The 23,528-nt window shown below is 73.5% G+C and carries 22 protein-coding genes and 1 tRNA gene; 13 read left to right on the top strand and 10 right to left on the bottom strand.

Going from position 1 to position 23,528, the window contains the following annotated elements; translation table 11 throughout:
• Positions 1 to 110: 110 nt before the first annotated feature.
• The 3 genes from ACFWBN_RS12905 (at position 111) to ACFWBN_RS12895 (ending at position 1,684) form a co-directional block, all read left to right on the top strand.
• Complete coding sequence (locus ACFWBN_RS12905) at positions 111 to 710, top strand: RNA polymerase sigma factor (RefSeq protein ID WP_385175078.1); 600 nt, start codon at positions 111 to 113, stop codon at positions 708 to 710.
• Positions 711 to 715: 5 nt separating this feature from the next.
• The gene (locus ACFWBN_RS12900; protein WP_385175136.1) at positions 716 to 1,036 is read left to right on the top strand and encodes a hypothetical protein; all 321 of its coding nucleotides are present in this window, start codon (positions 716 to 718) and stop codon (positions 1,034 to 1,036) included.
• A gap of 72 nt (positions 1,037 to 1,108) precedes the next feature.
• Complete coding sequence (locus tag ACFWBN_RS12895; protein WP_385175075.1) at positions 1,109 to 1,684, top strand: hypothetical protein; 576 nt, start codon at positions 1,109 to 1,111, stop codon at positions 1,682 to 1,684.
• Positions 1,685 to 1,752: 68 nt separating this feature from the next.
• On the opposite strand, the gene ACFWBN_RS12890 is transcribed toward ACFWBN_RS12895, so the two are convergent.
• The 6 genes from ACFWBN_RS12890 to ACFWBN_RS12865 form a co-directional block, all read right to left on the bottom strand.
• Positions 1,753 to 2,964, bottom strand: coding sequence for an ALF repeat-containing protein (locus tag ACFWBN_RS12890; RefSeq protein ID WP_385175072.1), 1,212 nt, complete (start codon positions 2,962 to 2,964; stop codon positions 1,753 to 1,755).
• Between the two features lie 104 nt (positions 2,965 to 3,068).
• Positions 3,069 to 4,565, bottom strand: coding sequence for a bifunctional phosphatase PAP2/diacylglycerol kinase family protein (locus ACFWBN_RS12885; RefSeq protein ID WP_385175069.1), 1,497 nt, complete (start codon positions 4,563 to 4,565; stop codon positions 3,069 to 3,071).
• 206 nt (positions 4,566 to 4,771) lie between these two features.
• Positions 4,772 to 5,920, bottom strand: a complete 1,149-nt coding sequence (locus ACFWBN_RS12880; protein ID WP_385175133.1) for a thioester domain-containing protein — start codon at positions 5,918 to 5,920, stop codon at positions 4,772 to 4,774.
• Between the two features lie 242 nt (positions 5,921 to 6,162).
• The gene (locus tag ACFWBN_RS12875; protein ID WP_385175066.1) at positions 6,163 to 6,570 is read right to left on the bottom strand and encodes a single-stranded DNA-binding protein; all 408 of its coding nucleotides are present in this window, start codon (positions 6,568 to 6,570) and stop codon (positions 6,163 to 6,165) included.
• Between the two features lie 98 nt (positions 6,571 to 6,668).
• Positions 6,669 to 8,516 (bottom strand): GTPase, encoded by a 1,848-nt coding sequence (locus tag ACFWBN_RS12870; protein ID WP_385175063.1) that lies wholly within the window; start codon positions 8,514 to 8,516, stop codon positions 6,669 to 6,671.
• Positions 8,517 to 8,520: 4 nt separating this feature from the next.
• Complete coding sequence (locus ACFWBN_RS12865; protein ID WP_385175061.1) at positions 8,521 to 10,176, bottom strand: dynamin family protein; 1,656 nt, start codon at positions 10,174 to 10,176, stop codon at positions 8,521 to 8,523.
• Positions 10,177 to 10,509: 333 nt separating this feature from the next.
• Between ACFWBN_RS12865 and ACFWBN_RS12860 the strand changes: the two genes are divergently transcribed.
• Both ACFWBN_RS12860 and ACFWBN_RS12855 read left to right on the top strand, forming a co-directional pair.
• A tRNA-Arg gene (locus ACFWBN_RS12860) sits at positions 10,510 to 10,582 on the top strand.
• Between the two features lie 222 nt (positions 10,583 to 10,804).
• Positions 10,805 to 13,099 (top strand): FtsK/SpoIIIE domain-containing protein, encoded by a 2,295-nt coding sequence (locus ACFWBN_RS12855; RefSeq protein ID WP_385175058.1) that lies wholly within the window; start codon positions 10,805 to 10,807, stop codon positions 13,097 to 13,099.
• A 2-nt stretch (positions 13,100 to 13,101) separates the two neighbouring features.
• On the opposite strand, the gene ACFWBN_RS12850 is transcribed toward ACFWBN_RS12855, so the two are convergent.
• A complete protein-coding gene (locus ACFWBN_RS12850) occupies positions 13,102 to 13,515 on the bottom strand; it encodes a VOC family protein (protein ID WP_385175055.1) in 414 nt (137 codons plus the stop codon).
• A gap of 10 nt (positions 13,516 to 13,525) precedes the next feature.
• Positions 13,526 to 13,900: a helix-turn-helix transcriptional regulator gene (locus tag ACFWBN_RS12845; RefSeq protein WP_385175130.1), complete on the bottom strand. Its 375-nt coding sequence runs from the start codon at positions 13,898 to 13,900 to the stop codon at positions 13,526 to 13,528.
• A 132-nt stretch (positions 13,901 to 14,032) separates the two neighbouring features.
• On the opposite strand from ACFWBN_RS12845, the gene ACFWBN_RS12840 reads away from it, so the two are divergent.
• From ACFWBN_RS12840 to ACFWBN_RS12830, 3 genes are all read left to right on the top strand, one after another.
• A complete protein-coding gene (locus ACFWBN_RS12840) occupies positions 14,033 to 14,680 on the top strand; it encodes a TetR/AcrR family transcriptional regulator (protein WP_385175052.1) in 648 nt (215 codons plus the stop codon).
• Positions 14,677 to 15,504 carry an alpha/beta fold hydrolase gene (locus ACFWBN_RS12835; RefSeq protein WP_385175049.1) on the top strand — a complete coding sequence of 276 codons (828 nt, stop codon included), beginning with the start codon at positions 14,677 to 14,679 and terminating at the stop codon, positions 15,502 to 15,504. Before ACFWBN_RS12840 ends, ACFWBN_RS12835 begins: the two co-directional genes overlap by 4 nt.
• Before the next feature lie 126 nt (positions 15,505 to 15,630).
• Positions 15,631 to 16,944 carry a phosphoribosyltransferase family protein gene (locus ACFWBN_RS12830; protein ID WP_385175046.1) on the top strand — a complete coding sequence of 438 codons (1,314 nt, stop codon included), beginning with the start codon at positions 15,631 to 15,633 and terminating at the stop codon, positions 16,942 to 16,944.
• Between the two features lie 53 nt (positions 16,945 to 16,997).
• On the opposite strand, the gene ACFWBN_RS12825 is transcribed toward ACFWBN_RS12830, so the two are convergent.
• Entirely contained in the window at positions 16,998 to 17,501 is a 504-nt protein-coding gene (locus tag ACFWBN_RS12825) for a phospholipase (RefSeq protein WP_385175042.1), read from the bottom strand.
• Positions 17,502 to 17,711: 210 nt separating this feature from the next.
• On the opposite strand from ACFWBN_RS12825, the gene ACFWBN_RS12820 reads away from it, so the two are divergent.
• Positions 17,712 to 18,227, top strand: coding sequence for a hypothetical protein (locus tag ACFWBN_RS12820; protein WP_385175039.1), 516 nt, complete (start codon positions 17,712 to 17,714; stop codon positions 18,225 to 18,227).
• Between the two features lie 148 nt (positions 18,228 to 18,375).
• Here the strand turns inward: ACFWBN_RS12820 and ACFWBN_RS12815 are convergent, their stop codons facing one another.
• Positions 18,376 to 19,146, bottom strand: coding sequence for an alpha/beta fold hydrolase (locus ACFWBN_RS12815; RefSeq protein ID WP_385175036.1), 771 nt, complete (start codon positions 19,144 to 19,146; stop codon positions 18,376 to 18,378).
• Positions 19,147 to 19,211: 65 nt separating this feature from the next.
• Here ACFWBN_RS12815 and ACFWBN_RS12810 point away from each other — a divergent pair, with 65 nt between their 5' ends.
• The 4 genes from ACFWBN_RS12810 to ACFWBN_RS12795 all read left to right on the top strand — a co-directional run bounded on the left by ACFWBN_RS12810 (position 19,212) and on the right by ACFWBN_RS12795 (position 23,400).
• Complete coding sequence (locus ACFWBN_RS12810; RefSeq protein WP_385175033.1) at positions 19,212 to 19,910, top strand: 4'-phosphopantetheinyl transferase family protein; 699 nt, start codon at positions 19,212 to 19,214, stop codon at positions 19,908 to 19,910.
• Positions 19,911 to 20,025: 115 nt separating this feature from the next.
• Positions 20,026 to 20,439, top strand: coding sequence for a GNAT family N-acetyltransferase (locus tag ACFWBN_RS12805; protein WP_385175030.1), 414 nt, complete (start codon positions 20,026 to 20,028; stop codon positions 20,437 to 20,439).
• A gap of 315 nt (positions 20,440 to 20,754) precedes the next feature.
• Positions 20,755 to 21,909: a S8 family serine peptidase gene (locus ACFWBN_RS12800; protein WP_385175026.1), complete on the top strand. Its 1,155-nt coding sequence runs from the start codon at positions 20,755 to 20,757 to the stop codon at positions 21,907 to 21,909.
• Positions 21,910 to 22,107: 198 nt separating this feature from the next.
• Complete coding sequence (locus ACFWBN_RS12795) at positions 22,108 to 23,400, top strand: hypothetical protein (protein WP_385175023.1); 1,293 nt, start codon at positions 22,108 to 22,110, stop codon at positions 23,398 to 23,400.
• Positions 23,401 to 23,528 lie beyond the last annotated feature (128 nt).

Genomic DNA, 23,528 nt, shown 5'->3' with positions numbered 1-23,528 from the left:
GGAGGAGAAACCCATGATGGTCACCGGCCTCGTAGTGATCGGAGCCCTGCTCGTGGGCGCGTGCAGCTGGCACCTGACGCGGCGCTACCGGAGCCGGGGCTGAGGAGCAGATGAACCGACGCTTCGCCTGGCCGGACGAGCGGCTGATCAAGGCAGCACAGGACGGCGACGTCACCTCGCTCACCACCGTCGTCATGGAATCGCAGCCCCACGTGCGCAAATTCGCCCTGTCGCTGTGTGCCTCCCCGCAGGACGCGGAGGACGCGGCGCAGGAGGCGCTGATCATCCTCTACCGGAAGATCGGCACCCTGCGGGCCACGGGCGCGCTCGCCTCGTGGATGTTCCGGATCGTGCGCAACGAATGCCTGCGGCAGGTACGGCTGCTCGCCTCGCGGAGCGGGGAGGAGCCGGCCGAAGCGGGGGCGCCTGCGGAACCGTCCGCCGAGGACGCGGTGCTGCACAGGCTGGAGGTGGAGCGGATCGCGGCCGCGGTCGGTGCGCTTCCCCGTGACCAGCGGCAGGTCCTGATCATGCGGGACGTCCAGGGCCTGCCCGGCCGGACCGTCGCCCATGCGCTCGGTCTGAGCAGTGCCGCGATGAAGTCGCGGCTGCACAGGGCACGTGCGGCACTGCGCGACTCACTGGCCGTGACCGGCCGGGCACCCGATCAAACCGTCGACCGGCCAGTCGGAGGAGAGGCACGACCGTGAAGACCCTGAACACCCCGAACAGCCTGAACACCCCGAACACCGTGGAGCCCGCACGGTCCGCCGCGCCCGGGAGGGACTTCGCCAGCTCGTCCGTCCCGCGCCACCTGGCGCGCGGCGCCATCGGCTTCGGGCTGATCATCGGCTCGATCGCCCTGGTGCCCGTCGCCGGCCCGGCCACCCTGCTGGCGGCCCCCTTGGCCCTGATCGCCTTCCGCGGCTGCCCCACCTGCTGGATGGTCGGCCTGGCGCAGACCGTCTCCCGCGGCCGTCTGGAGCGGCGGTGCGCGGACGGCGTCTGCACCCTCGCCAAGGCCGATGCGCCCTAAAGGCGCCTGCCACCGCTTCATCACGGGGCAGGATGCGGCTGACATGACGGGATCGGTCGGCCGGGGGGTTCAGTGGGAAGCGCACTCATCGGATTGGCAGCGGCGGTGGTGGGCGTCACGGGCACGCTCATAGCCTCCGTCCTGTCGCAGCGCCTGACGGCCCGCGTGCAGTCGGAGCAGTTCACGCGCCAGCAGCAGGTAGCCGAAACGCAGTGGCTCCGTGAGCAGCGGATGGCCGAGCTGACGCGCCGGCGCGAGGGCTACATGAACGTCAACGCGGTGTTCCGCCGCTATCGGACGCACCTGCTGAAGTACCTCTGGATCGTGCACAAGGGCGCCGTGACCGCAGAGGCGAGGGAAGAGGTCGAGGAGGCCCGGCGCGATCACCACTCGGTCCTGGCCGAAGCCCAGATGGTGGCGTCCGCGGAGGTCTTGGCCGAGCTGAACGACATGACGAAGTCACTGTCGGAAACCTACCGCCGGATCATGTGCCTGGAAGAGGGCGATCCGGATCCGGACGGATCGTTCGACGAGATCCGGGCGGACTTCGCCCGGATCTGGGAGCAGTTGGAGCGGATGCTCGGCGCGATGCGGGCCGATCTCGGTGTGGAGAACGGCACGGCCGAGCCGGCTGAATCCCGCTCCTGAGGGCTGCCCCGACGCCTTCCGAGGGGGTGGCGCCGGACGGGCGGCACCGCCTCGGTGCGGGGTGGCGGTCAGGCCTTGGCGGCCGTCCGGCGGCGCAGGCGGGCGGCGACCAGGAGCCCGGTGCCGGCGGCGAGCGCGGCGCCCGCGCCCTCGGCGGCCCAGCCGGCACCGGCGCCGGTGGAGGCGAGGGTCTGGCTGCCGCCGGAGGTGGTGGTGGTCGTGTTGACGTTGCCGGTGGTGGTGGTACCGGTCGTCGTCGGGGTCGTCGTTCCCGCGGCGACGACCTGCTGGGTGCCAGTGCCGGTGCCGGTGCCCTTGCCGGCGCCGGTGCCCTTGCCGGCGCCGGTCTGGTCGGCGGCCTTCTCGTCCTTCGCGCGGGCTTCGTACTGCCCGGTCTTCAGGAAGTCGGTGCGGTCCTGGGCCGAGCCCTTGAGGGCGGCCCTGCCGGCCTCCTTCACCGCGGGCCCGCCGGCGTTGATGATCTTCGCGATGCGAAGGCGGTTGTCCTGGTCGCGCAGCTCGTACTGGGTCACCTCGAGGAAGTGACGCAGCTGCGCCGGGGTCGCGCTGCTCCGCAGGAGCTCGCCGATCGCCTCGGACAGGATGGGGCCGTCCTCGGCATCGTCGATCCGGGCCAGCTCGACGCGGTCGTCCGAAGCCTGGGCCTGGTACTGGCCGGTGATCAGGAAGGTGACGCGGTCCTGCGGGGAACCCTTGAGGGCGGCCTTGCCGGCCTCCCTCACCGCGGGGCCGCCGCGGCCGACGATCCGCGAGACACGGACGCAGTTGTCCTCGTCCCGCAGCACGTGCTGGGTCACTTCGAGGAAGCGCCGCATCTCGGCCGGGCTCGCGCCGCGGCGCAGCAGCGCTTCGGCCGCCTGGCCGGTGGCCCAGCCCTTCTCGCCCTCGGCGATGCGGGCCAGCTCGACGCGGTCGTCCTGGGCCCGGGCCTCGTGCCGGCCGGTCTCCAGGAAGGCACGCATCGCCGCGGGGCCCGCGTCGAGGGCCTTGCGGCCGCGCTCGCGCACGGCGGAGCCCGGGGCGGCCGCCGCCATGAGGCGCCGGATCTCCTCGCGGTCCCGGTCTTCCTGCTTGCCGTCGTCGGGCTTCTCCGCGGTCTTCCCGGCCGGCTCCTGCGCGGGGCCCAGGTCGGGAGCCGTCGGCGACGCGGGCGTGCCCGTCGCCGGGGCGTGGTCGGCGGCGAAGGCCGGCGAGGCGAGCAGAACGGCCGGAGCAATGGCGGCAGCGGTGACCACCGCGGCGATCCGGGACAACTTCACAGACAGCACCCCACGTCATGCGGTTCACAAGATCGGATGATCTTGACGTCCGGGTCACTGTAGGCGGTTCGGGCGACATAATCGAACAAGTTCAAACGGAACGGTCACATCCGCGGCCGGTAGACGGTCAGGGCGTCGGGCAGCTCGTCCAGGACCAGCGCCGGCGGGGCCTCGGCGTACTCCCCGTCGTACGCGAGCGGGGTGCCCGCCGGGATGTCGCCGATCCGCAGGCTGCGCAGGCGGGTGGCCACGTGGACCGGGGAACGGCTCAGCGGGCCCGCCAGGGCGGCGGCGAGGAGGCGGGGGCCGGGGCGGCCGCCGCCGTGGACGAGCCGGACGTCGAGCAGGCCTTCGCCCAGGCTGTCGCGGCGGCGCGGGGCGGGCCCGGTGCCGTGGTAGGTCCCGTTGCCCGCGAAGAGCAGCCACACGTTCCGGGGCCGGCCGGCCAGCCGCAGCCGAACGGGCCGCTGGGCGCGCAGCACCCGCCAGGCGGCGAGCAGCGCGGCGGGGCCGGAGCCGATGCGCGGGCTCCAGCGCAGCCGGTGGCCCAGCAGCTCGGGGTAGGCGCCGATGCTGAAGTTGTTCAGGAAGTAGCCGTGCCCGCGGGGTCCGGCGGGCCCGTCCTGGGGCCCGGGGGCGAAGCGGCCGACGCCGATGTGGACGGCGTGCCCGGAGGCCAGGGCGCGGCAGGTGTCCTCGGCTCCGCCGAGTCCGAGGTCCATGGCGAAGTGGTTGAGGGTGCCGCCGGGGAACACCGCCAGCGGCAGTCCGGCCCGCAGCGCGGCGGTGGCGGCCGCGTTGACCGTGCCGTCGCCGCCGCAGACCCCGAGGACGGTGGCCCGGGAGACGGCCTCCTCCAGGGCGGCGGCCAGCTCGGGGCCCGCGCACTCGATCACCTCGGCCTTGGGGAGCCGGGTGCGCAGTACGTCGAGCCCCGCGGCCGCGGCCGTGCCGGATCCGGTGTTGACCACCACGCTGAGCCCGGCCCCGTCGGGCAGCGCGGGCGCCCCGGCGGCGGTCCGCTCGTCGCCCGGCACGACCCTGGCCTCCTGCGCGTCCCGCGCGAGCCGGCGTACGACGAACCCCGCGGCCACGCCCAGCGCCGCGCCCGCGACCACGTCGGAGGGGTAGTGCACCCCGGTGTACACCCGGGAGAACGCGACGGACGCGGCCACCGGGGCCAGGGCGGCGCCCCAGCCCGGGGACTCCAGCGCCAGCCCTGCGGTGAAGGCGAAGGCCGACGCCGAGTGCCCGGACGGGAAGGAGGTGGTCTGCGGCTGCGTCGCCAGCTGCCGCACGGCGGGCACCCCGTCCAGCAGTGGCCTCGGGCGGCGTACGGACCACTTCCCGACGGTGTTGATGGTCGCCGAGGCCAGCGCCAGCGAGGCGATCCCGCGCACGGCGGCCTTGCGGGCCCGGGCCGACCCGAAGACGGCGAGCGCGGCGGCGGCCCCGCCCCACAGCACCCCGTGGTTCGCGGCGCGCCCGAGCCGGGGCAGCACCCGGTCGGCCCCCGGCCAGTGCCGCCGGGCCACCACGTCGAACAACGCACGGTCCCAGCGCACGACCGCGCCCTGCCAGGTCAGTTCCTGATCAGCCATTGTCTGCCCCTACCCGGGAGCGGAGTTCCTAGTGCTGTGGCCGGGAAGGTTTGCCGGGTCGCGGTGTCCGGTGCGGTGCATCGCAAGGCGGAGGACCGCGGCTCGTACTGGACGTACTTGCGTGGTCCGACAACGCGGCGAGGTGCCGTGCCGGGCACCGCGACCCGGTGAACCTTGCCGGTCACAGCACTGGCGCCCTGACCGGCCTAGTTCTGGTCCTCCCCGTCCAGCGGACGCTTGCGCAGGAGCAGGACCACCAGGCCGCCCAGGACCACCAGGCCCACCGCCAGCGAGGCGATGACCGGGGTGGCCGCCGAGCTGCCGCTGGTCGCCAGGCGCTCCTCGTCCGGGGAGTCCTCGGACAGGGCGGCGGCCTGGGTGCCCAGCGCGACGGCCCCCGTGCCCGGAGCGGCCTCCGCGACCGTGCCCTCCGGGACCTGCGGCGGCTGCGGCCAGACCGCCGTGGCCGTGGCGGCGGCCGCGGACTCGCTGGAGCCGGCCACGATCTGGGCCTGGGCCGGCACCCCGCTGGTGAAGACCCGCCCGACCGGCACCTTGGTCGCACCCTGCACGGTGACCGAGGCCGTCCCGTCGGGGGTGCCCGCGGGCACCTCGAAGTACAGCCGGCTACCGTTGACGGCGGTCTCCAGCGGCCGCCCCTCGGCGTCCACCACCCGCACGCCCATCGCGACGGCCGCCGCGTCCGGGATGACCGACACGCTGGGCGCCCCGGTGCGCACGGTGACCGGGCCGAGCCGGGTGCCCACGGCCCCCGACACGCCGCCCGGGTCCAGCCCCAGCGAAGCAGGCGGCTCGGGCAGCTGCCCGGCCTCCCGCTGGAGGTAGTCGGCCAGCTTCTCCGCGGCCGGGTCCGCGGCCTCGACCCGCACCCCGTCGGCCAGCCGCCAGATCGCCACCTGGGTCCCGGCCGCCGCGCTCTCCGCGGTGAGCGTCCCGGCCCCGGCCACCTTGGCGAGCCCGGCCAGATCGTTCAGCTGCGGGTAGGAGTGCTCCAGGATCCAGCGGATCCGGCCCGCCTGCCCGTTGCCGGCCAGCGGGCTGCCGCTCCACCCGCTCTCCGTGTACCGGGCCTGGGGCTGCGCGTTGCCCGCGACGCCGACCCCGTACGTCTGGAGCATCCCCCCGCCGTCGACCCGCATCTCGTAGAGCCCGGCCGGGATCTGCCGGACCGAGCCGTCCCCGGAGTGGAGGACCGCCTGCCCGTACGTCTTCAGCCCGTCCAGGACGGCGCTCGCGCCCTCCGGAGCCCGGGGCGCCACCGGATCGGAGTCGGCGGCGGCTCTGGCCCCGGGCGCGGCGGCGAGGGCCGCGGCCAGCAGGGCCGCCACCGCCAGCGGGCGGCGCGCGGAGCCCCGTACGGCACCGGGCGGAGCAACGGCCTGAGGAGCGGAGCGAGACGCGGAACGAGGAGCGGGATGAGAACCGGGGTGGGAACCGGGATGAGCAGTGGAACGAGGAGCGGCAGGAGCGGGTTCAGGAACGGAGGATGCGGGAACGGCAATCGACACAGTCTTCCCCTTCGGGCCAAAGACCCAGGTGCCCGTGAGTACCGGGGAATCCTAACCGCCTCGAACACTCAGACCACCGCCGCCTTCTGAGTGACCATCAGCGGTGTATCCGTCTTGACGACCCGCCGGAAGGCCGCCGTACCCCGATTCAGGTCGTGCCCGACGGCGGTCGCGTCGATCTCCGCCGAGACCCACCGGTGGCCCTCCCCGTCGGACGGGTCCTCCCGCACCCGCAACCGCCCGTGCACCACAAGTGGTTCGCCGACCGATACGGAACCGGCGAGGTTCACGGCGAGCGTGCGCCGCGCCCACACGGTGTAGAAGCTGGTGGACCCGTCGGTCCAGGCCTCCTTGCGCCGGTCGAAGTACCTCGGCGTCACGGCGAACCGGAACCTCGCCGACGGCCCGTTCACCGTCTCCTTGTAGTCGATCTGCGTCGCCACATACCCCACCAGCGTCACCAGGGTGTCGTTCATCCCGGTCGCCTCCCCCGCACATCGCACCCGTACGGACCATCCGCACGCGGTACGAACCATGCTCGGGCCGGCCGCCGGATCCCGCTCAGGCCTGTGGATTACCGACGGGTTGTGGACAACCTGCTCCCCCCTGCGGCCACCGTCGCGTACTGCTCGCGCACCTCCCGGTAGCGCAGCAGCTCCGCCGCCACCGGCTCCAGCACCCGGGCCCGCCCGCACCCGGCCGCCGCCTGCCGCAGCCTGCGCTCCGCGTCCTGCCCGTACCTGCGCGCCGGTCCCCGCGCCGCGATCGAGCAGGCCCACTCCACCAGCGGCCCGCCGACGATGCCCGCCACCATCAGCAGCACCGGCGGCAGCAGCTTCGGCTCCAGGACCCCGACGATCTGCCCGACCAGCCACAGCCCGCCGTAGATCTGGACCAGCGTCATGGCCGCCTGGCCCAGCACCGCCGCCGGCCACCACGCGGGCCGCGGCGGCTTGACGCTGGGCACCGCGACCGCCGCCCCCAGGGTCACCGCCAGCTCGTCCAGCGCCTCCGGGAGCCGTTCGGCCCCGCGCACCGCGGTTTCCCGTACCGCCTGCGCCCACGGTTCGGGCAGGCCGGTGACCGCCTCGTCGGCGACCGCCCGCACGGCCTGCTCCACCCGCTGGCGCGCGGTCACCTCCTCCTCGACCGGCGCCTCGGCGAGCGCCGGGCCCCGGCCGCCGATCGCCGCCAGCGCGGCCAGCCCCGCCAGCCCGCGCGGGGAGCGGCGGCTCTCGTACCACCGCCACAGCCGCAGCCACGGCGTCCCGCACGCCTTTCCCGCATTGCGCCGCCACGCCCGTTCGGCCGCGAGCCCGGCCGCATACGCCCCGACCGCCTCGGCGAGCCGGTCCTCGAACTCGGCGCGCGCCGCCTCCCCGATCTCCGGCCCGGAGTGCCCGTCCGCGACGTACAGCGGCCGCAGGCGCACGGCGGCCCGGTCGACATCGGCGGAGATCCTCCGGGTCGCGGCGCCCTTCTCCTGGGTGAACTGTGCGAGGAGCTCGCGCAGTTCCCCGACGCCCTCCCCGGTCAGCGCGGACAGCCCGAGCACGGTGGCCCCCGGCTCGCCGTGCTCGCCGAGCGCGATGCCGTCGTCGTCCAGCAGCCGCCGCAGGTCGTCCAGTACGAGGTCGGCGGACTCGCCCGGCAGCCGGTCCACCTGGTTGAGCACGACGAAGGTCACCTCCGCGTGCCCGGCCAGCGGCCGCAGGTAGCGCTCGTGCAGGACGGCGTCCGCGTACTTCTCCGGGTCCACCACCCACACCACCGCGTCGACGAGCGCCAGTACGCGGTCCACGTGGTCGCGGTGCGCGCCGACCGCCGAGTCCAGGTCGGGCAGGTCGACGAGGACCATCCCGCGCAGCGCCTCCGCCTCCGAGGTCTCCCGCGGCCGGCGGCGCAGCCGGCCCGGGATCTCCAGGCGGTCCAGCAGCCCGGCCGCCCCGTCCGACCAACTGCACGCGATGGGCGCCGCGGTGGTGGGGCGGCGCAGACCGGTCTCGGAAATCTGCACTCCGGCGAGTGAATTGAAGAGGGTGGACTTGCCGCTTCCGGTGGCTCCGGCGATCGCGACGACCGTGTGCTGCGGTGACAGCCCGCGTCGCGCCGCCGCCTCGTCCAGGACCCGGCCCGCCTCGGCGAGGGTCTTGCCGTCGAGGCGGGTCCGGGACAGCCCGACCAGCTGGCGCAGCGCGTCGAGGCGCAGGCGCAGGGCCTGCCCCTCGGGGCTGAGCGGGGGTGCGGTCGCCTTGCCGCCGTCGCTGCCGGCGCCGGAGACGGCCCGTACGAGTGCCTCGTCGCCCTCGTCGCCGTCCTCGTCCTCGCCGCTCCCGGCCCGCCGGCCGGTGGTCCTGGGGCGGGAGCGCGCGATGAGTCCGTCATCCCAGCGGTCGTCGGTGCGGTCGGTCAGGGCGGTCACCGCGTCACCTCTCCTTCTGCAGTACGGACAGCGCGGCAATCAGCTCGGCCTGTGGTTCGGGGGTCACTTCGAGCGCCTGCAGCGGGGCGAGCCGGCGGTCGCGTTCGGCGCGCAGCACCTGGTCGAGGTGGTCGCCGACCAGCTCCCCGCCCCGGTCGCGCAGGCGCAGCGCGGCCTGGGCGCCGATCCGTTCGGCGAGCTTCTCGCCCGCGGGCCGGGCCCGCTTGCCGCCGAGGAGGGCGGCGACGAGCAGGGCCGCGACCCCGTCGGGGTCGGGTGCGGGCTGCCGGTCGGACCGGGCGACCTCCTCCTCGGCGAGTTCCTCCAGCACGCGCCGCCAGCGCCGTACGGCCATGCCGATGCGCTCCCCGGCCTCCCGGTCGGGTGCGGGCAGGGCCACCGCTCCGGCGGCCGGCTCGCGGCGCCAGGATGCGGCGATCCGTTCGTCGGCGGCGGCGACGGCGCACTGGAGGAGCGCGGCGAGCGACTCGGCGAGGGAGTCGAGGAGTTCGTCGGCGCTGGTGTCGAGGGGGTAGCCGCGCCACCGGGTCAGCGCGTCCCCGGCCAGTACGGCGCCGTGGTCGAGGCGGTTGCGGACCCGCCTGCCCTCCCTCTTGTACGCGTCCTCGACGGCCGAGGTCAGCCGTACGGCGGCGGCGTGCTGGGCGGCGACGGCGGAGGCGAGTTCGGGCATCCGGCGGCCGAGGGAGTCCAGCGCGCCGAGGGCGGTCCGCCCGACGGCGTACTGGCGGGCGGCGGGGTCCTGCGCGTGGTGGGCGAGCCAGGCGAAGAGCGGTGCGACGGCGCTGGCCGGGAGCAGCCCGCCGCCGCCCGCCGACTCCGGGAGTTCCGGGACGGTGAAGCGGGGCACCTCGCCCAGCCCGGCCCGGGTGAGCAGGGCCCCGTACTGCCGTGAGACCTCGGCGAGCACCTGGTGCGGGACGCGGTCGAGGACGGTGATGAGGGTGGCCTTGTACTGCTTGGCGGTGCGCAGGAGGTGCCAGGGGACGGCGTCGGCGTACCGCGAGGCGGTGGTGACCATGACCCAGACGTCGGCGGCGCAGATGAGTTCGGCGGCGAGTGTCCGGTTCTCGACGACGAGGGAGTCGATGTCGGGGGCGTCGAGGATGGCGAGTCCGCGCGGCAGGGTGGAGACGGTCTCGATCCGCATCTCGCGGGTCGCATGGCTGAGTCCACCCCCCTGACCACTTCCGTAGCCACTCCCGTGACCGTTCCCGCGACCGCGGTCACGCGCCCGGGCCGCGGCCTCGGAGGCCTCCTCCTCCCCGTGCGGCACCCAGATCCGCATGAGGTCGGGCAGCACCCGCATTCCGGCGAACCAGTGATGATCATCCGGATGGCAGACAAGCACCGGGGTGCGCGTCGTGGGACGCAGCACCCCGGCTTCACTGACCTGCCGTCCGACGAGTGAGTTGACGAGGGTGGACTTGCCGGCCCCGGTGGACCCGCCGACGACGGCGAGCATCGGCGCCTCGGGCGCCTTCAGCCGGGGTACGAGGTAGTCGTCGAGCTGCGCGAGCAGCTCGGCTCTGGTCTGGCGGGCGCGCGGAGCGCCGGGCAGGGGCAGCGGCAGACGCACGGACGCGACCCGGTCGCGCAGGGCGGACAGGGCATCGAGCAGCTGAGGCCGAACATCCAAGGTCACCACATGCGAAGAATGCCCAATTTAGGACCATTTTTGAAGCTTATACGTCCTCTGCGCGCCGACCGCGACTCCAGAGGGACATCGTGGACACAGCGGACTAGTGGGGCGGAGGCATAACGAGTGCACAACACCCAGGGCGCCGCGGCGCAAAAGCGATGCGAAAATCGCACCTGCCTGCGATTATCGGGACCGCTTCACCGAACCTCCACATCGTGGCACGCGGGTGAAGCAACCGGGACAAGGCAACCGGAGCCCTATCCTTGACCCGGCACGGACCACAGTCCCACCCCCACCAAGGGGCTCCAGGCCCACCACGGCCACCTTCCGGCCCCCGTAGCTCAGTGGATAGAGCAGGTGCCTTCTAAGCACTTGGCCGCAGGTTCGAGTCCTGCCGGGGGCACTCTTACTCCACCACCCCGAGCCCTCCCTCCGCGGAGGGCTTTCGTGCAGGTCAGCGGCACATTAGCGCGACCCCCGTAGCGATGGCATAAGCCTGGGAAACCGGGCCGCGGCCTTGGGAGTTGCGCCGGCGGGTGCGACCGTAGGATCCCTCTGAGCAGTGCCCCCATATGTGATGCGCAGAGCGGGGCGCAAGCAGTCCAACGGCTGCGGGGGGAAGGGCATGATGCACAGGAGCCAGGTCGGTGGACGCTACCGCCTGCTCGAAGTCGTCGGCGCGGGTGGCATGGGCGAGGTCTGGCGCGCCCATGATGAACTTTTGGGCCGAGAAGTCGCGGTCAAAACGTTGACTGCCGCGGGAGGCGGCCTGGATCCCAAGGCCAGAGCCCGGTTCAAGCGCGAGGCGGAAGTCGTGGCCCGCCTCGACAGCCGTCACATCGTGACCATCCACGACTTCGGCGATGGCGAGATCGACGGGGCACCCGTTCTGTACATCGTCATGGAACTCCTACGCGGTCAGTCGCTGGACCACGTCATCCAGCAGGGCAGGCCTCCGCTGGGCGTCATCACCGACTGGGCCGACCAGATCTGCGCCGCCCTGGCCGCAGCGCATGCCGCAGCCGTGGTGCATCGCGACGTCAAGCCGGCGAACGTCATGATCACCCAGGATGGCTTCGTCAAGGTTCTCGACTTCGGGATCGCCTCCTTCCTGGACGGCGCGGCCCCCCACACGACGCTGACCGAGATGGGGACGGTGCTCGGCACGCCCGCCTACATGTCGCCCGAACAGGCGCAGGCGTCGGCTCTCGACCACCGCAGTGACCTGTACTCGCTGGGGTGCGTCCTCTACGCCCTGATCACGGGCCGGCCGCCCTTCAGCGCTGCCGGCCGGATCTCCATGCTCGTCAAGCACGTCACCGAACGGCCGGTACCGCCGAGTCACCTCGACCCGCGGCTGCCCGCCGGTTGGGACGAACTGGTGCTGGCCCTCCTGGAGAGGGACCAACGGGCCCGCCCGCAGAGCGCAGATGAGGTCCGGGACCTCTTGCGTTCCGTCAACCAGGCGCGTCCAGGCCTTTTCGGCGGCCCTGCCACGCGGAGGCTCGTGCGGCGCCTGCGGGACAAGTGGTCGGCCGCACCGGCAGCTCAGCCTCCTTCTGCCGGTCCCTTCCGGCCGCCGACGAACCCGCCGCCGGCTCTCCCCACTGCGGTGGCGACCCATCCCCTGCCCGCCACCGCACCGCCACGCCCGGAACGGCCTCCGGGTCCGCCCCCCGCTGAGCAGCTCCAACCGAGCGGGCAGATCACGTACACGCTGCCCTCGCTGGACCTGCTGGGGAAAGGTGGTCCTGGCAGGAGGGTCAACCTGGGGGACGTGCTCCGGCCGGCGGACGCGGCCGAGGACGACCATCCGCTGCTGGTGGCGCTGGGCAAGGACGTCGAGGGCGGCTACGTCATGGCCAACCTGGTCAAGTTGCCGCACGTGCTGGTGGCCGGCATGACAGGTTCCGGGAAATCCTCCTGTATCCATTCTCTGATCGCTTCGGTCCTGCTCCGGGCCACGCCGGAGGACGTGCGGATGGTCCTCGTGGACCCGAAGCGGGTGGAGCTGACGGCGTACGAGGGCATTCCGCACCTGATCACGCCGATCATCACCAACCCGAAGCGGGCCGCCGAGGCGCTGCAGTGGGTGGTGCGCGAGATGGACCTGCGCTACGACGACCTGGCCGCCTTCGGCTACCGGCACATCGACCAGCTCAACCAGGCGATCCGGGACGGCAAGATCAAACTGCCGCCGGGCAGCGAGCGGGAGCTCAGCCCGTACCCGTACCTGCTGGTGATCGTCGACGAGCTGGCCGACCTGATGATGGTGGCGCCGCGGGACGTCGAGGACTCGATCGTCCGGATCACCCAGCTGGCCCGCGCGGCCGGCATCCACCTGGTGCTCGCGACCCAGCGGCCCTCGGTGGACGTCGTGACCGGTCTGATCAAGGCGAACGTGCCCTCGCGGCTCGCCTTCGCCACCTCCTCGCTCGCCGACAGCCGGGTCATCCTGGACCAGCCGGGCGCCGAGAAGCTGATCGGAAAGGGCGACGGGCTGTTCCTGCCGATGGGCGCCAACAAGCCCGTCCGCCTCCAGGGCGCCTTCGTCACCGAGGACGAGATCGCCGGGATCGTCCGGCACTGCAAGGACCAGATGGCCCCGGTCTACCGCGACGACGTCACCGTCGGGCAGAAACAGAAACAGAAGCAGAGGCAGAAGAAGGAGACCGCCGAGGACATCGGCGACGACCTGGACCTGCTGTGCCAGGCGGCGGAGCTCGTCGTCTCCACCCAGTTCGGCTCCACCTCGATGCTCCAGCGCAAACTGCGGGTGGGCTTCGCCAAGGCCGGCCGGCTCATGGACCTGATGGAGTCACGGGGAATCGTGGGTCCGAGCAAGGGTTCGAAGGCGCGCGACGTCCTGCTGAAGGCCGACGAGCTCGCCGGCGCCCTCGCCGTCATCCGCCAGGAGTAGGGCTACTTGCGGGGCTGCGTGAAGCGGAGCATGTTGCCGGCCGGGTCGCGGAAGGCACAGTCGCGGACGCCGTACGGCTGGTCGACCGGCTCCTGGAGCACCTCGCCGCCCGCGGCGCGGATGCTCTCGAAGGTGGCGTCGCAGTCGTCGGTGCTGAAGATGACGGCGCGCAGGAGGCCCTTCGCCAGGAGTTCCGCCATGGCCTCCCGGTCGGCCGCCGTGGCGTTCGGGTCCGCGAGGGGCGGTTCGAGGACGATGTTCACGTCGGGCTGCGAGGGTGCGCCGACGGTGACCCACCGCATCCCCTCGTAGCCGACGTCGTTGCGCACCTCCAGGCCGAGTACGTCCCGGTAGAAGGGGAGCGCCTTGTCGTGGTCGTCGACGGCGATGAAGCACTGGGAGAGTTTGATGTCCATGCGCTCCACGCTAGGGGCGGGGTGCGGCTTTGGCTTCTCCGTTCCTGACCGGTCGCGTGTGGATCTTGGCGACGCAGGGCGGGATGGCGGCGCTCTCGTCGTGGTTGCGGGCCCGGTAGGAGCTGGGGCTCTCGCCGACCAGCTCGGTGAACCGCGAGCTGAACGAGCCCAGCGAGGTACAGCCGACCTCGAAGCAGACCTCCGTCACCGTCAGGTCGCCGCGCCGCAGCAGCGCCTTGGCCCGCTCGATGCGACGGGTCATCAGGTAGCTGTACGGCGTCTCCCCGTAGGCGGCCCTGAAGCTGCGGGAGAAGTGCCCCGCCGACATGAGGGCCGTGCGCGCCAGCGCCGGCACGTCGAGGGGCTGCGCGTAGTCGCGGTCCATCCGGTCACGGGCCCGGCGCAGCCGGGCGAGGTCCTCCAGCGTCGTCACACGACCACCTTCCCACAGCACCACGCCTATGTATATTAGGAATCTACCTAGAGGGTCTAGGCAGCGGCATGTGGGAGGTGGCGCATGGCAGCGCGCGTGGGGCTGACGGGCGAGCGGGTCGTCCGGGCCGCGGCCGACATGGCCGACGAGATCGGCTTCGACCGCGTCAGCGTGTCCGCGCTCGCCCGGCAGTTCGGGGTCAAGGACGCGAGCCTGTACTCGCACATCAAGAACGTGCAGGACCTGCGGACCCGGGTGGCCGTGCTCGCGGTCGGCGAGATGACCGACCGCATCGGCGCGGCGGTCGCGGGCCGGTCGGGCAAGGACGCGCTCGCCGCGTTCGCGCACGCCTACCGGGAGTTCGCGCTCCGGCACCCCGGGCGCTACGCGGCCACGCAGATCCAGATCGACCCGGCCCGGGCCGCCGGGTCGCCGGGGCACCTGCGCAGCGTGGAGCTCACCTACGGAATGCTGCGCGCCTACGGGCTCGACGAGCCGGACCTGACCGACGCGGTCCGGCTGCTGCGCAGCACCTTCCACGGCTACAGCAGCCTGGAGGCCACCGGCGGATTCGGCCACTCCCGGGACACCGGCGTCTCCTGGGACCGCGCCATCGACGCCCTGCACGTACTGCTGGAGCACTGGCCTTCGGCGACACCGACGACACCGACGACACCACACGCATCGACTGCATCGTCCGCATCGGCGGACCAGGAGGAGAACACACCGTGAGAACCGGAACGTTGCAGGTGCCCGGAGCGAGCCTCTACCACGAGGTGCGCGGCAGCGGCCCCGTGCTGCTCATGCTCCCGGGCGGCGGCGGGGACGCCGGCGTCTTCGACGGCATCGCCGACACCCTCGCCGCGCGCCACACCGTCGTCACCTTCGACCCGCGCGGCTACTCCCGCAGCCTCCTCGACTCCCCCGGCCCCGTGGACCAGCGGGTCGAGGTGCAGAGCGAGGACGCCCACCGCCTGCTCGACCACCTCACGCCGCCCGGCGAGGACGCGTACGTCTACGGCAGCAGCTCGGGCGCGATCGTCGCCCTCGACCTGCTCGCCCGCCGCCCCGAGCGGCTGCGCCTGGTCGTCGCGGACCAGCCGCCGTGCGCCGGGCTGCTGCCGGACCCCGCGGAGCGCGGGTTCTTCGAGCAGGTCTACGCGGTCTTCCGCGCCGACGGTCTCGGAGCCGCGGCCGCGTACTTCACGGCCGGTATCGGCGGCACCCTGAAGCCGCTGCCCGATCCCGCGGGGCTGCCGCCCCGGGCCGCCGCGATGATTTCCCGGCTCGGCGCGAACTTCCCGGTCTTCCTGGAACACGAGCTGCGCCAGTTCACGGCGTACCTTCCCGACGAGGCCGCGCTGGCCCCCGTATCGGATCGACTGGTGCTGGCGGTGGGGGAGGAGACCCGGGGGCACCTGCCGTACCGGCCCGCCGCGGCGCTGGCCGGGCGGCTCGGCGGCACGGTGACCGAATTCCCTGGCGGGCACAGCGGATACACCGACCGGCCGCGGGAATTCGGGCAGCGGCTGCTCGACGTGCTCGGCAGGCACTAGGCAGCGGACAAGCAGGGAGCGGCGCGGCCGTCCGGCCCCGAGTTGCGGGGGAACCGCGCATGGGGTTGCGTGGAATCAGGTGCGTGCGTGGTCCCCGTATCCCCATTCGTCTGGGGGTGAACCCTCGTGCAGTTCACCCATCGCGCTGACGCGGGGCGGCGTCTTGCCGAGGCGCTCCGTCACCTGAAGGGGGACAACCCCGTCGTCCTGGGGCTGCCGCGCGGGGGAATTCCGGTGGCCTTCGAGGTGGCGCAGGCCCTCGGGGCTCCGCTCGACGTGATCGTGGTCCGCAAGCTCGGCGTCCCCTACCACCGTGAGCTGGGGTTCGGTGCCATCGGCGAGGGCGGCGTACGGGTGATCAGCGAGGACATCGCCCGCCGCAGCGGGGTCGGGGCGGAGGGCCTCGCGGCGGTCGAGCGCGCCGAGGAGGCGGTGCTCGCCCGGCAGGCCCTGACCTTCCGCGAGGGCCGTCCGCGGGTGGATCCCGCCGGCCGGACGGTGATCGTGGTCGACGACGGGATCGCGACCGGAGCCACGGCCGCCGCCGCGTGCGAGGTGGTCCGGGCGATGGGCGCGGCCCGCGTGGTGCTGGCCGTACCGGTGGCGCCGCCGGACGCGGTGGCCTGGCTGCGCACCGAGGCGGACGAGGTGGTCTGCCTGTCCACGCCGCGCGCGTTCTCGGCCGTCGGCGAGTGGTACCAGGACTTTTCCCAGACCCCCGACGAGGAGGTCGTGGACCTGCTGGCGCGGGCCGCCGCCCGGCCCCTGCCCCCTGCCGCGACCGGAGCCGAGGCCGAGGTGGAGGTCGAGGTGGACGCCGGCGGGGTCGCGCTCGCCGGGGACCTCGCCCTGCCCGCGGGCGCCGGCGGGGTGGTGATGTTCGCGCACGGCTCGGGCAGCAGCCGGCACAGCCCGCGCAACCGCGCGGTGGCCGCCGACCTGAACCGGGCGGGGCTGGGCACCCTGCTCTTCGACCTGCTCACACCGGCCGAGGAGGGCCACCGGGCGAACGTGTTCGACATCGAGGTCCTGGCCCGGCGGCTCGCGGACGCCACGCGCTGGCTGCGGGGCCGCGAGTCCCTCCCGATCGGCTACTTCGGGGCCAGCACCGGGGCCGCGGCCGCGCTGTGGGCGGCCGCGGACGAGCACGCCGGCATCGGCGCGATCGTCTCCCGCGGCGGCCGCCCCGACCTCGCGGCCCCGCGGCTCGCGGGCGTACGGGCGCCCACCCTGCTCATCGTGGGCGGCCGCGACACCATGGTGCTCGACCTCAACCGGCAGGCCCAGCAGGAACTGCGCCACTGCGAGAACCGGCTGGAGATCGTCCCGGGCGCCACCCACCTCTTCGAGGAGCCGGGAACCCTGGACGAGGTCTCCGCCCTCGCCCGAGACTGGTTCGCCCGCCACCTGTCGCCTCAGCCGAACCGGCCCTCCACGTAGTCCGACGTACGCGGGTCGGAGGGGTGTTGAACATCGCGCGGTGGGCCCGTGTTCTAGGAAATCCCGAGGAGTCTGACGGCCTGGTAGTACGTCCAGGCGGTGCTCTCGCAGGAGGCCTTGCGTGCGCCCGAGTACTGCGCGCAGACCCTGCGCAGGTCGGCGCGGAAGGCCTCGTCCAGCCGGGATTTGGCGGCCGGAAACAGCCCTGCCGCCCGGTGGTTGCGGTAGCCGAAGTCGTGGCGTGCGCAGGCCATCCGGAAGGGGAACCCGAAGGGGTTGTCCGGGGAGGTGGTGCAGTAGTCCGTCGACCAGTCGAAGCCGTACGCGGCCCAGGCGTTCCGGTGCTCCCGCGCGTCGGCCCAGGCCCGGTAGCTGGCGACGCCGGTCTGCGTCCAGCGGCTCAGGACCTGCGGCTTGTCGGCCGGCACCGCCGGGGCCGCGGTGGCGGTGGCGGCCGGAGCGAGGGCGAGCACCACGGCCGCGGCGGCCGAGGCGAGAGCGGGGGCGAGACGGCGGGTGGCACTGCGGGCGGCACGACGGGTGGCACGACGGCGCATGGCGTTCCTCGGGACCGTGGCGGGGGCGGGGTCGGGGCGGTGAGGGGGGATCCCGCCTCACCAACTCCCCGGGACGCCGCCGGGTCACTGGGCCTGGCCGGGCAGCCGGAGCTGAGTCTCAGGTATGAGGGCGCGTGATACCTGCGGCAGAGTTCGGATTCGTACTGGGGAGGGACGCGCGATGTGGGTGCCGCGGCCGAGACTTGGGGCATGAACCGCAGCCGCCCGTTCGTGATCGCCGCCGCAAGCGTGGGCCTCCTCGCCACCGCCGGCTTCGCCCTGCCCAACCTCCCGCCGAACCCGGTGACCGACGTGGTCAACGACCGGGTGTTCAAGGAGAAGGGTCAGCGCTTCGCGACCGCCGCCGATGCGCCCACGCGCGGGGACCTGGCCTTCGTGCTGCCGTCCTGGATACCCAAGGACGCCACCGACGTCCGCATACGGGTGCGCACCACCGGCGGGTCCAAGCTGATCCGGTTCACGCTGGGGGCGACCCCGCTCGACGGCCCGCAGTGCGCGGCGGGCACGCCGAAGCAGGTCGTCGGCCCGGATCTGGGCGCCAAGTGGTGGCCGCGCGGCGGGCTGCGGGCCGAGGAGCGGGCCGAGTGCCGGGACTTCCACCAGTACCAGGTCGTGGTGCGCGGGAAGCGGGTCTACGCCTGGACCGACGGCACCCCGTCCCCGGGCGCGAGGACGCAGAACGGCACCCCGGTCGCACACGGCTGACCGCGGACCGGGGGCGGCTGCCGGGGGCCTGGGCGGCCGGCCGCAGGCCGCCGCGGGCCGGGGACGGCCATCCGCGGGCCGGGGCGGCCATCCGCCGGCCACGGGCGGCTATGCGCGGGCCAGGGGCGGCTATGCGCCTGCCAGGGGGCTATGGGCGGGCCAGGGCGGTCGCGGTGGCTCGGGCGAAGCCGTCGGGATTGTCCAGCATGATGTTGTGCCCGCAGTCGGGGAGGGCCACCACGGCCACGCCCGCCGCCTCCAGGGCGTCGGCCCCCGGGAGCGGGCCGTCCTCCTCGGGCAGCAGGTAGCTGCGCGGGATCTTCAGCTCCAGCAGCAGCTCCCGCATCGTGGGCGTCGTACCCGCGGCGAGGTGAACGGCGGTGCGGTACAGGGCGGTCCGGCCCGCGAGCCGCATCGTGGCCCACCAGTGCGCGCCGACCCGGTCGCGCACCTCCGCCCAGCCGCCGGCCAGGAACTCCTCCTCGGTGTAGGAGGCGATGCCGCTGCTTCCCGCCGTAGGGGGGACGCGGGGCTGCGGATCCAGATTGGCGTCGACGAGCACCAGCCGCGACACCAGGCCGGGGTGCCGGTCGGCGAGCACGATGGCCACCGCGCCGCCCATGCTGTGCGCGATCAGCTCGGCGCCCTCCACACCGGCCTCGGTGAGGGCGGCGGCCAGCGCGTCGGCGTGGTCCTCAAGGGTGTAGCCGAACGCCTCGGGCCGGTCACTGTGCCCGAAGCCCAGCAGGTCGACCAGCAGCGACCGCCGCCCCGCCAGCAGCGGATGGACCGCGCTCGCCGCGAAGTAGGCCGGCGCGGTGGCCCCCAGCCCGTGGACGTACACGCGGGCCGGCTCCTCCCCCGGCAGCTCCACCCAACGGATCCGGTCACCTTCCGGCGTAACGGCGGCACTTCGCACGATCGCTCCCCCTCGTCGTCGAGGGGATGAGGATAGCCACTGCGGCGGCGGCTACTCTCGTTCAGGTGATCGAGTACGTGAACCAGCTCGGCGGCAGCGCACCGCGGACCGGCGCGGTCCCCGGGGCCTCGACCCCGGCGGTGTGGTCCCTGGACACCACGCTGGACGTGATCGGCGGCCACCCGGTGGGCGCGGCCGCGGCCGTCCTGGACGCGACCGAACGGGAGCGTGCCGAGAAGCTGTTGCGGCCCGCGGACCGGCAGCGGTACCTCGCCTCGCACCTCGGGCTGCGCGTGCTGCTCGGCGGCTACCTGGGGCTGGCTCCGCGGGAGGTCGTCCTGGTCCGGGAGGACTGCCCGTGCTGCGGCGGCCCGCACGGCCGCCCCGCCGTGGCCGGCGGCGGCGTCCACTTCTCCCTCTCGCACAGCGGGAACATGGCCTACCTGGCCTTCGCCGGGGTCCCGGTGGGCGTCGACGTGGAGGAGACGCCCGGCACGGCATCGGTGGCCGACGTACTGCCCCTGCTGCACCCGGCGGAGACCGCCGAACTCACCGCCCTGCCCGCGCCGGACCGCAGGCCCGCCCTCGCCCGCGTCTGGGCCCGCAAGGAGGCCTGCCTCAAGGCCACCGGCACCGGCCTCGCCAACGGCCTGACCGACCCGTACGTCGGCTCCGCCCCCACCCCGGCCCCCGTCCCCGGCTGGACCCTGACGGACCTCCCGGCCCCCGCCGGCTACGCGGCGGCCCTGGCCCTCCGGTCCTGACCGCCCGGACCGCCCGGCCGATCCCGAGGCAGCGCCGTACCGCCGCGGGCGCCGCCCGCCACGCCGCCTCGCCATCCGCCCGGTCTTCCGCCGTCCCGGCACTATCGTGGCCGCCATGGACATCCGCCGGGCCGTCACCCCCGCCGAGATCGCAGCCGCCGAGAGCCTTTTCGACGGGCCCGCCCGCGAGGACTGGTCCGCCCGCTTCCTCGACGCCCCCGGGCACCTGATGCTCATCGCCTACGTCGACGGGGTGCCCGCCGGCATGGTCACCGGCGTCGAGATGAGCCACCCCGACAAGGGCACCGAGATGTGCCTCTACGAGCTCTCCGTGGACGAGGGCTACCGCCGGCGCGGGATCGGCCGCTCGCTGGCGCTGGCACTGGCCGACGAGGCGAAGGCGCGCGGCTGTTACGGCATGTGGGTGGGCGTCGACACGGACAACGAGGCGGCCCTGGCCACGTACGCGTCCGCCGGGGCGCGGGACGAGGGTCTCTTCGCGATGCGGGGTTGGGCGATCGCCCCGTAGCGGGTGCCCGCCGGCTGCGCCGCCGCTTCCTGGGGTTCCGCCCCAGACCCTCCCCCAGACTCCGTCCGGGGGACCCCCACGCCTCAAACGCCGGCGAGGCTGGATATGCCCCCCTAAGTGCGCAGGTGCGGCTACAAGATCGGGGCTCCGCCCCGGAACCCGCGCCTCAAACGCCGGCGAGGCTGGAGGTGGCCCCCCGAGTGCATGGGTGCGGCTACAGGATCGAGGCCTCGGTAGCCCCCGCGGCGGCGTGTCGTGCGGCCACTCGGCGCACCCTCCGCGCGCCCGCGGCGCCGTTCGCCGAGCATCGGCCGCATGACCGCACTGACCGCGCTCCTCCCCGCCGCCGCCCTCCTCGCGGCGGCCACCACGGCCGCCGCCCTGCCGCCGCATCCCGACGAGACCGCCGCCTACGTCGTCGTCCTGAAGGACACCACCCCCCGCGCCCCCACCCGCGCCCTGGCAGCCGAGGCCGCGGACGCCGGCGACGAGGTCAAGGCGGTCTACGACGCCGCCCTGAACGGCTTCGCGGTCCGTACCACCCCGGCCCGCGCCGCCGTCCTGGCCGCCGACCCCCGGGTGGCCTCCGTGGAACCGGACGCGCCGTTCCGCATCTTCGACACGCAGCCGCAGGCACCCTGGCCGCTGGACCGGATCGACCAGCGCGAGCTGCCGCTCGACGGCTCGTACACGTACGCCGCCAAGGCCGAGGGCGTCACCGTCTACGTGCTGGACACCGGGATCAACATCCGCCACCGGGAGTTCGGCGGCCGCGCCCGCACCGGCTACAACGCCGTGTGGCTGGAAACCTCCGGCGACTGCAACGGCCACGGCACGCACGTCGCGGCGACCGTGGGCGGGGAGACGTACGGGGTCGCGAAGGGGGTCTCCCTCGTCGCCGTGAAGGTGGCCGACTGCCAGGGGTCCGGGAGCCTGTCGGACATGGTCGGCGGCCTCGACTGGATGGTGAAGGACGCCGCCCGGTCCCCCGGCACCCCCGCGGTCGCGAACATGAGCATGGGCGGCAGCCGCAGCCGCGCCCTCGAAGCGGCGGTGACCCGGGCCGTCGCCGCCGGGATCACCGTCACCGTGGCCGCCGGCAACGACGGCAAGGACGCCTGCGCCGTGTCCCCGGCCGTCGTCCCCGAGGCCGTCACGGTCGGCGCGACCGACGCCGAGGACCGCTTGGCTCCGTTCTCCAACCACGGCCGCTGCGTGGACCTCTCGGCGCCCGGCGTGGGCGTCGTCTCGGCCTGGAAGGGCTCCCGTACCGCCCTCGCCCGGTCCTCCGGCACCTCCATGGCCTCCCCGCACGTGGCCGGCGCCGCCGCGCTCATCCTGGCGGGCGGCACGGCGAAGACCCCGGCCCAGGTGTCCGAGGCGCTGGTACGGAGCTCCGTGCCCGGCCGGATCACCGCGCTCGCGGCCGACACGCCCAACCTCCTGCTGCACCTCCCCGCCGCCCACTGAGCGGTTCACCGACCAGTCGGTATCCGATGGGCCATCAGACTCCCTCTGATGGCCCATCAATTTCTGTGTGCTTCAGGCGAAAACAAGTCATTGACTTCTCATCACGGCGAAGCGTCAATGTCGGCCACCGCACCGGCTCGACCTCCCCCACACAGCGGGTGGGGGGAGGGGTTCGTCTGACGAAGGAGTCGCGACCCAGTGAGTACAACATTCCGACGAAGAGTTCTGGCCGGGGCGGGCGCGCTGTCCCTCGCCCTGACCGGTGGCGTCGTGGGTCTGGCGGGGACGGCGCAGGCCGCGACCAAGACCACACCTGTCTTCATGAAGTGCGTGGCCCCGGCGCCGCAGCCGGGTGCCAACGGCAATCAGGACTACACGATCACCCTCCCGGACGGCGCCAAGGCCGGGCAGAGCGTGCCGATCACGATCGACCCGGGCGAGACCCCGGTCATCCCGATGTTCACGATCGACACCGTGAACACGATCAAGGCCAAGCTGTTCGTCGGCGGGGTCGCGCAGACCGTGACCAGCCCGGCCGTGCCGAGCCACCAGGAAGCGAACAAGAAGTCCGATCCGCCGTCGTTCAGCGGGACCGTCACCATCCCCGACGGCACCGAGGGGACCACGGTCCAGATCACGATCGACCAGGTCATCACGGACGCCGACCTGGGCGGCACGGTCTACACCACGACCTGTACGCCCGACCCGCGCCCCAGCGGCTCCGTCGGATCGGTCGCCGTCGAGGCCCTCCCCAAGGACCCGGTCACCACGAAGCTGACGCCCAACAGCGGCAAGGCGGGCACGCCCGTCGTCGCCACCGGCGCCAACTTCCCGGCGGGTCCGATCACTTGTTCCGCACTGCTCGCGGGTGCGGCGACCGGTGACACCGGCAGCGGCTCCGCGGACGCCGCGGGTGTGGCCACCTGCAACATCACGGTCACCAAGAAGGCCGACGAGATCAAGATCAACGGCTCGACCGGGGCCGGCAAGGGCTTCGTCTTCCTCGAGGACCAGCCCGGCGTCGCGAACCCGGTCGACGTCGAGGTCCTGCCCGGACCGCTGGCCCTCGGCCCGAAGGACGGCCAGCCGGCCGTCAGCTTCGGCTCGGTGACCATCAACGGCAAGGCCCAGTCGGTGGTCGGCGTCTTCAACGCCGCGACCGTCCAGGACTTCCGCGGGGGCTCGCTCGGCTGGGACGTGACGGCGACCCGTACGCCGTTCCTGAACACGACCACGGGCCACTCGATGGCGAAGGCGCAGATCGGCATCCAGCCGTCCTGCACCGTCACCAACCCGGACAGCCCGAGCACCTGCACCGCGGGCACCCCGGGAGCGATCTCCGGCGTCCCGATGAAGGTGGCCTCCCAGGCCGCCGGCGGCGAGGACCTGACCGGTGGTGAGTTCGCCGTCGGCGGCGCCGGGATGATCCAGCTCCCGCCGTTCATGTTCGCCGACACCTACCAGACGGTCGTGACCTTCTCGATCGCCTGATCCGTACGGCCCGCTCCTCCCAGGGTGGTGGGGGGGGGGGGGGGGGGGGCCCCACGGAACACATTTGGCGGGGGCAGGCGTAGTGGCCCAGGCAAACCGCCCCCAGGCGGTTGGGGGTCTGGGAGGGC

This window comes from Streptomyces sp. NPDC059989 (assembly GCF_042736975.1).
Lineage (GTDB): Bacteria > Actinomycetota > Actinomycetes > Streptomycetales > Streptomycetaceae > Streptomyces.
This window is presented reverse-complemented; position numbering and strand designations above follow the sequence as displayed.

Bases quoted from the DNA above. Each gene is read 5' to 3' on its own strand.
- ACFWBN_RS12845 (WP_385175130.1), bottom strand. From the start codon at position 13,900: ATGGACCGCGACTACGCGCAGCCCCTCGACGTGCCGGCGCTGGCGCGC.
- ACFWBN_RS12805 (WP_385175030.1), top strand. From the start codon at position 20,026: ATGGACATCCGCCGGGCCGTCACCCCCGCCGAGATCGCAGCCGCCGAG.
- ACFWBN_RS12840 (WP_385175052.1), top strand. From the start codon at position 14,033: ATGGCAGCGCGCGTGGGGCTGACGGGCGAGCGGGTCGTCCGGGCCGCG.
- ACFWBN_RS12885 (WP_385175069.1), bottom strand. From the start codon at position 4,565: ATGGCTGATCAGGAACTGACCTGGCAGGGCGCGGTCGTGCGCTGGGAC.
- ACFWBN_RS12800 (WP_385175026.1), top strand. From the start codon at position 20,755: ATGACCGCACTGACCGCGCTCCTCCCCGCCGCCGCCCTCCTCGCGGCG.
- ACFWBN_RS12875 (WP_385175066.1), bottom strand. From the start codon at position 6,570: ATGAACGACACCCTGGTGACGCTGGTGGGGTATGTGGCGACGCAGATC.
- ACFWBN_RS12820 (WP_385175039.1), top strand. From the start codon at position 17,712: ATGAACCGCAGCCGCCCGTTCGTGATCGCCGCCGCAAGCGTGGGCCTC.
- ACFWBN_RS12825 (WP_385175042.1), bottom strand. From the start codon at position 17,501: ATGCGCCGTCGTGCCACCCGTCGTGCCGCCCGCAGTGCCACCCGCCGT.
- ACFWBN_RS12905 (WP_385175078.1), top strand. From the start codon at position 111: ATGAACCGACGCTTCGCCTGGCCGGACGAGCGGCTGATCAAGGCAGCA.
- ACFWBN_RS12855 (WP_385175058.1), top strand. From the start codon at position 10,805: ATGATGCACAGGAGCCAGGTCGGTGGACGCTACCGCCTGCTCGAAGTC.
- ACFWBN_RS12850 (WP_385175055.1), bottom strand. From the start codon at position 13,515: ATGGACATCAAACTCTCCCAGTGCTTCATCGCCGTCGACGACCACGAC.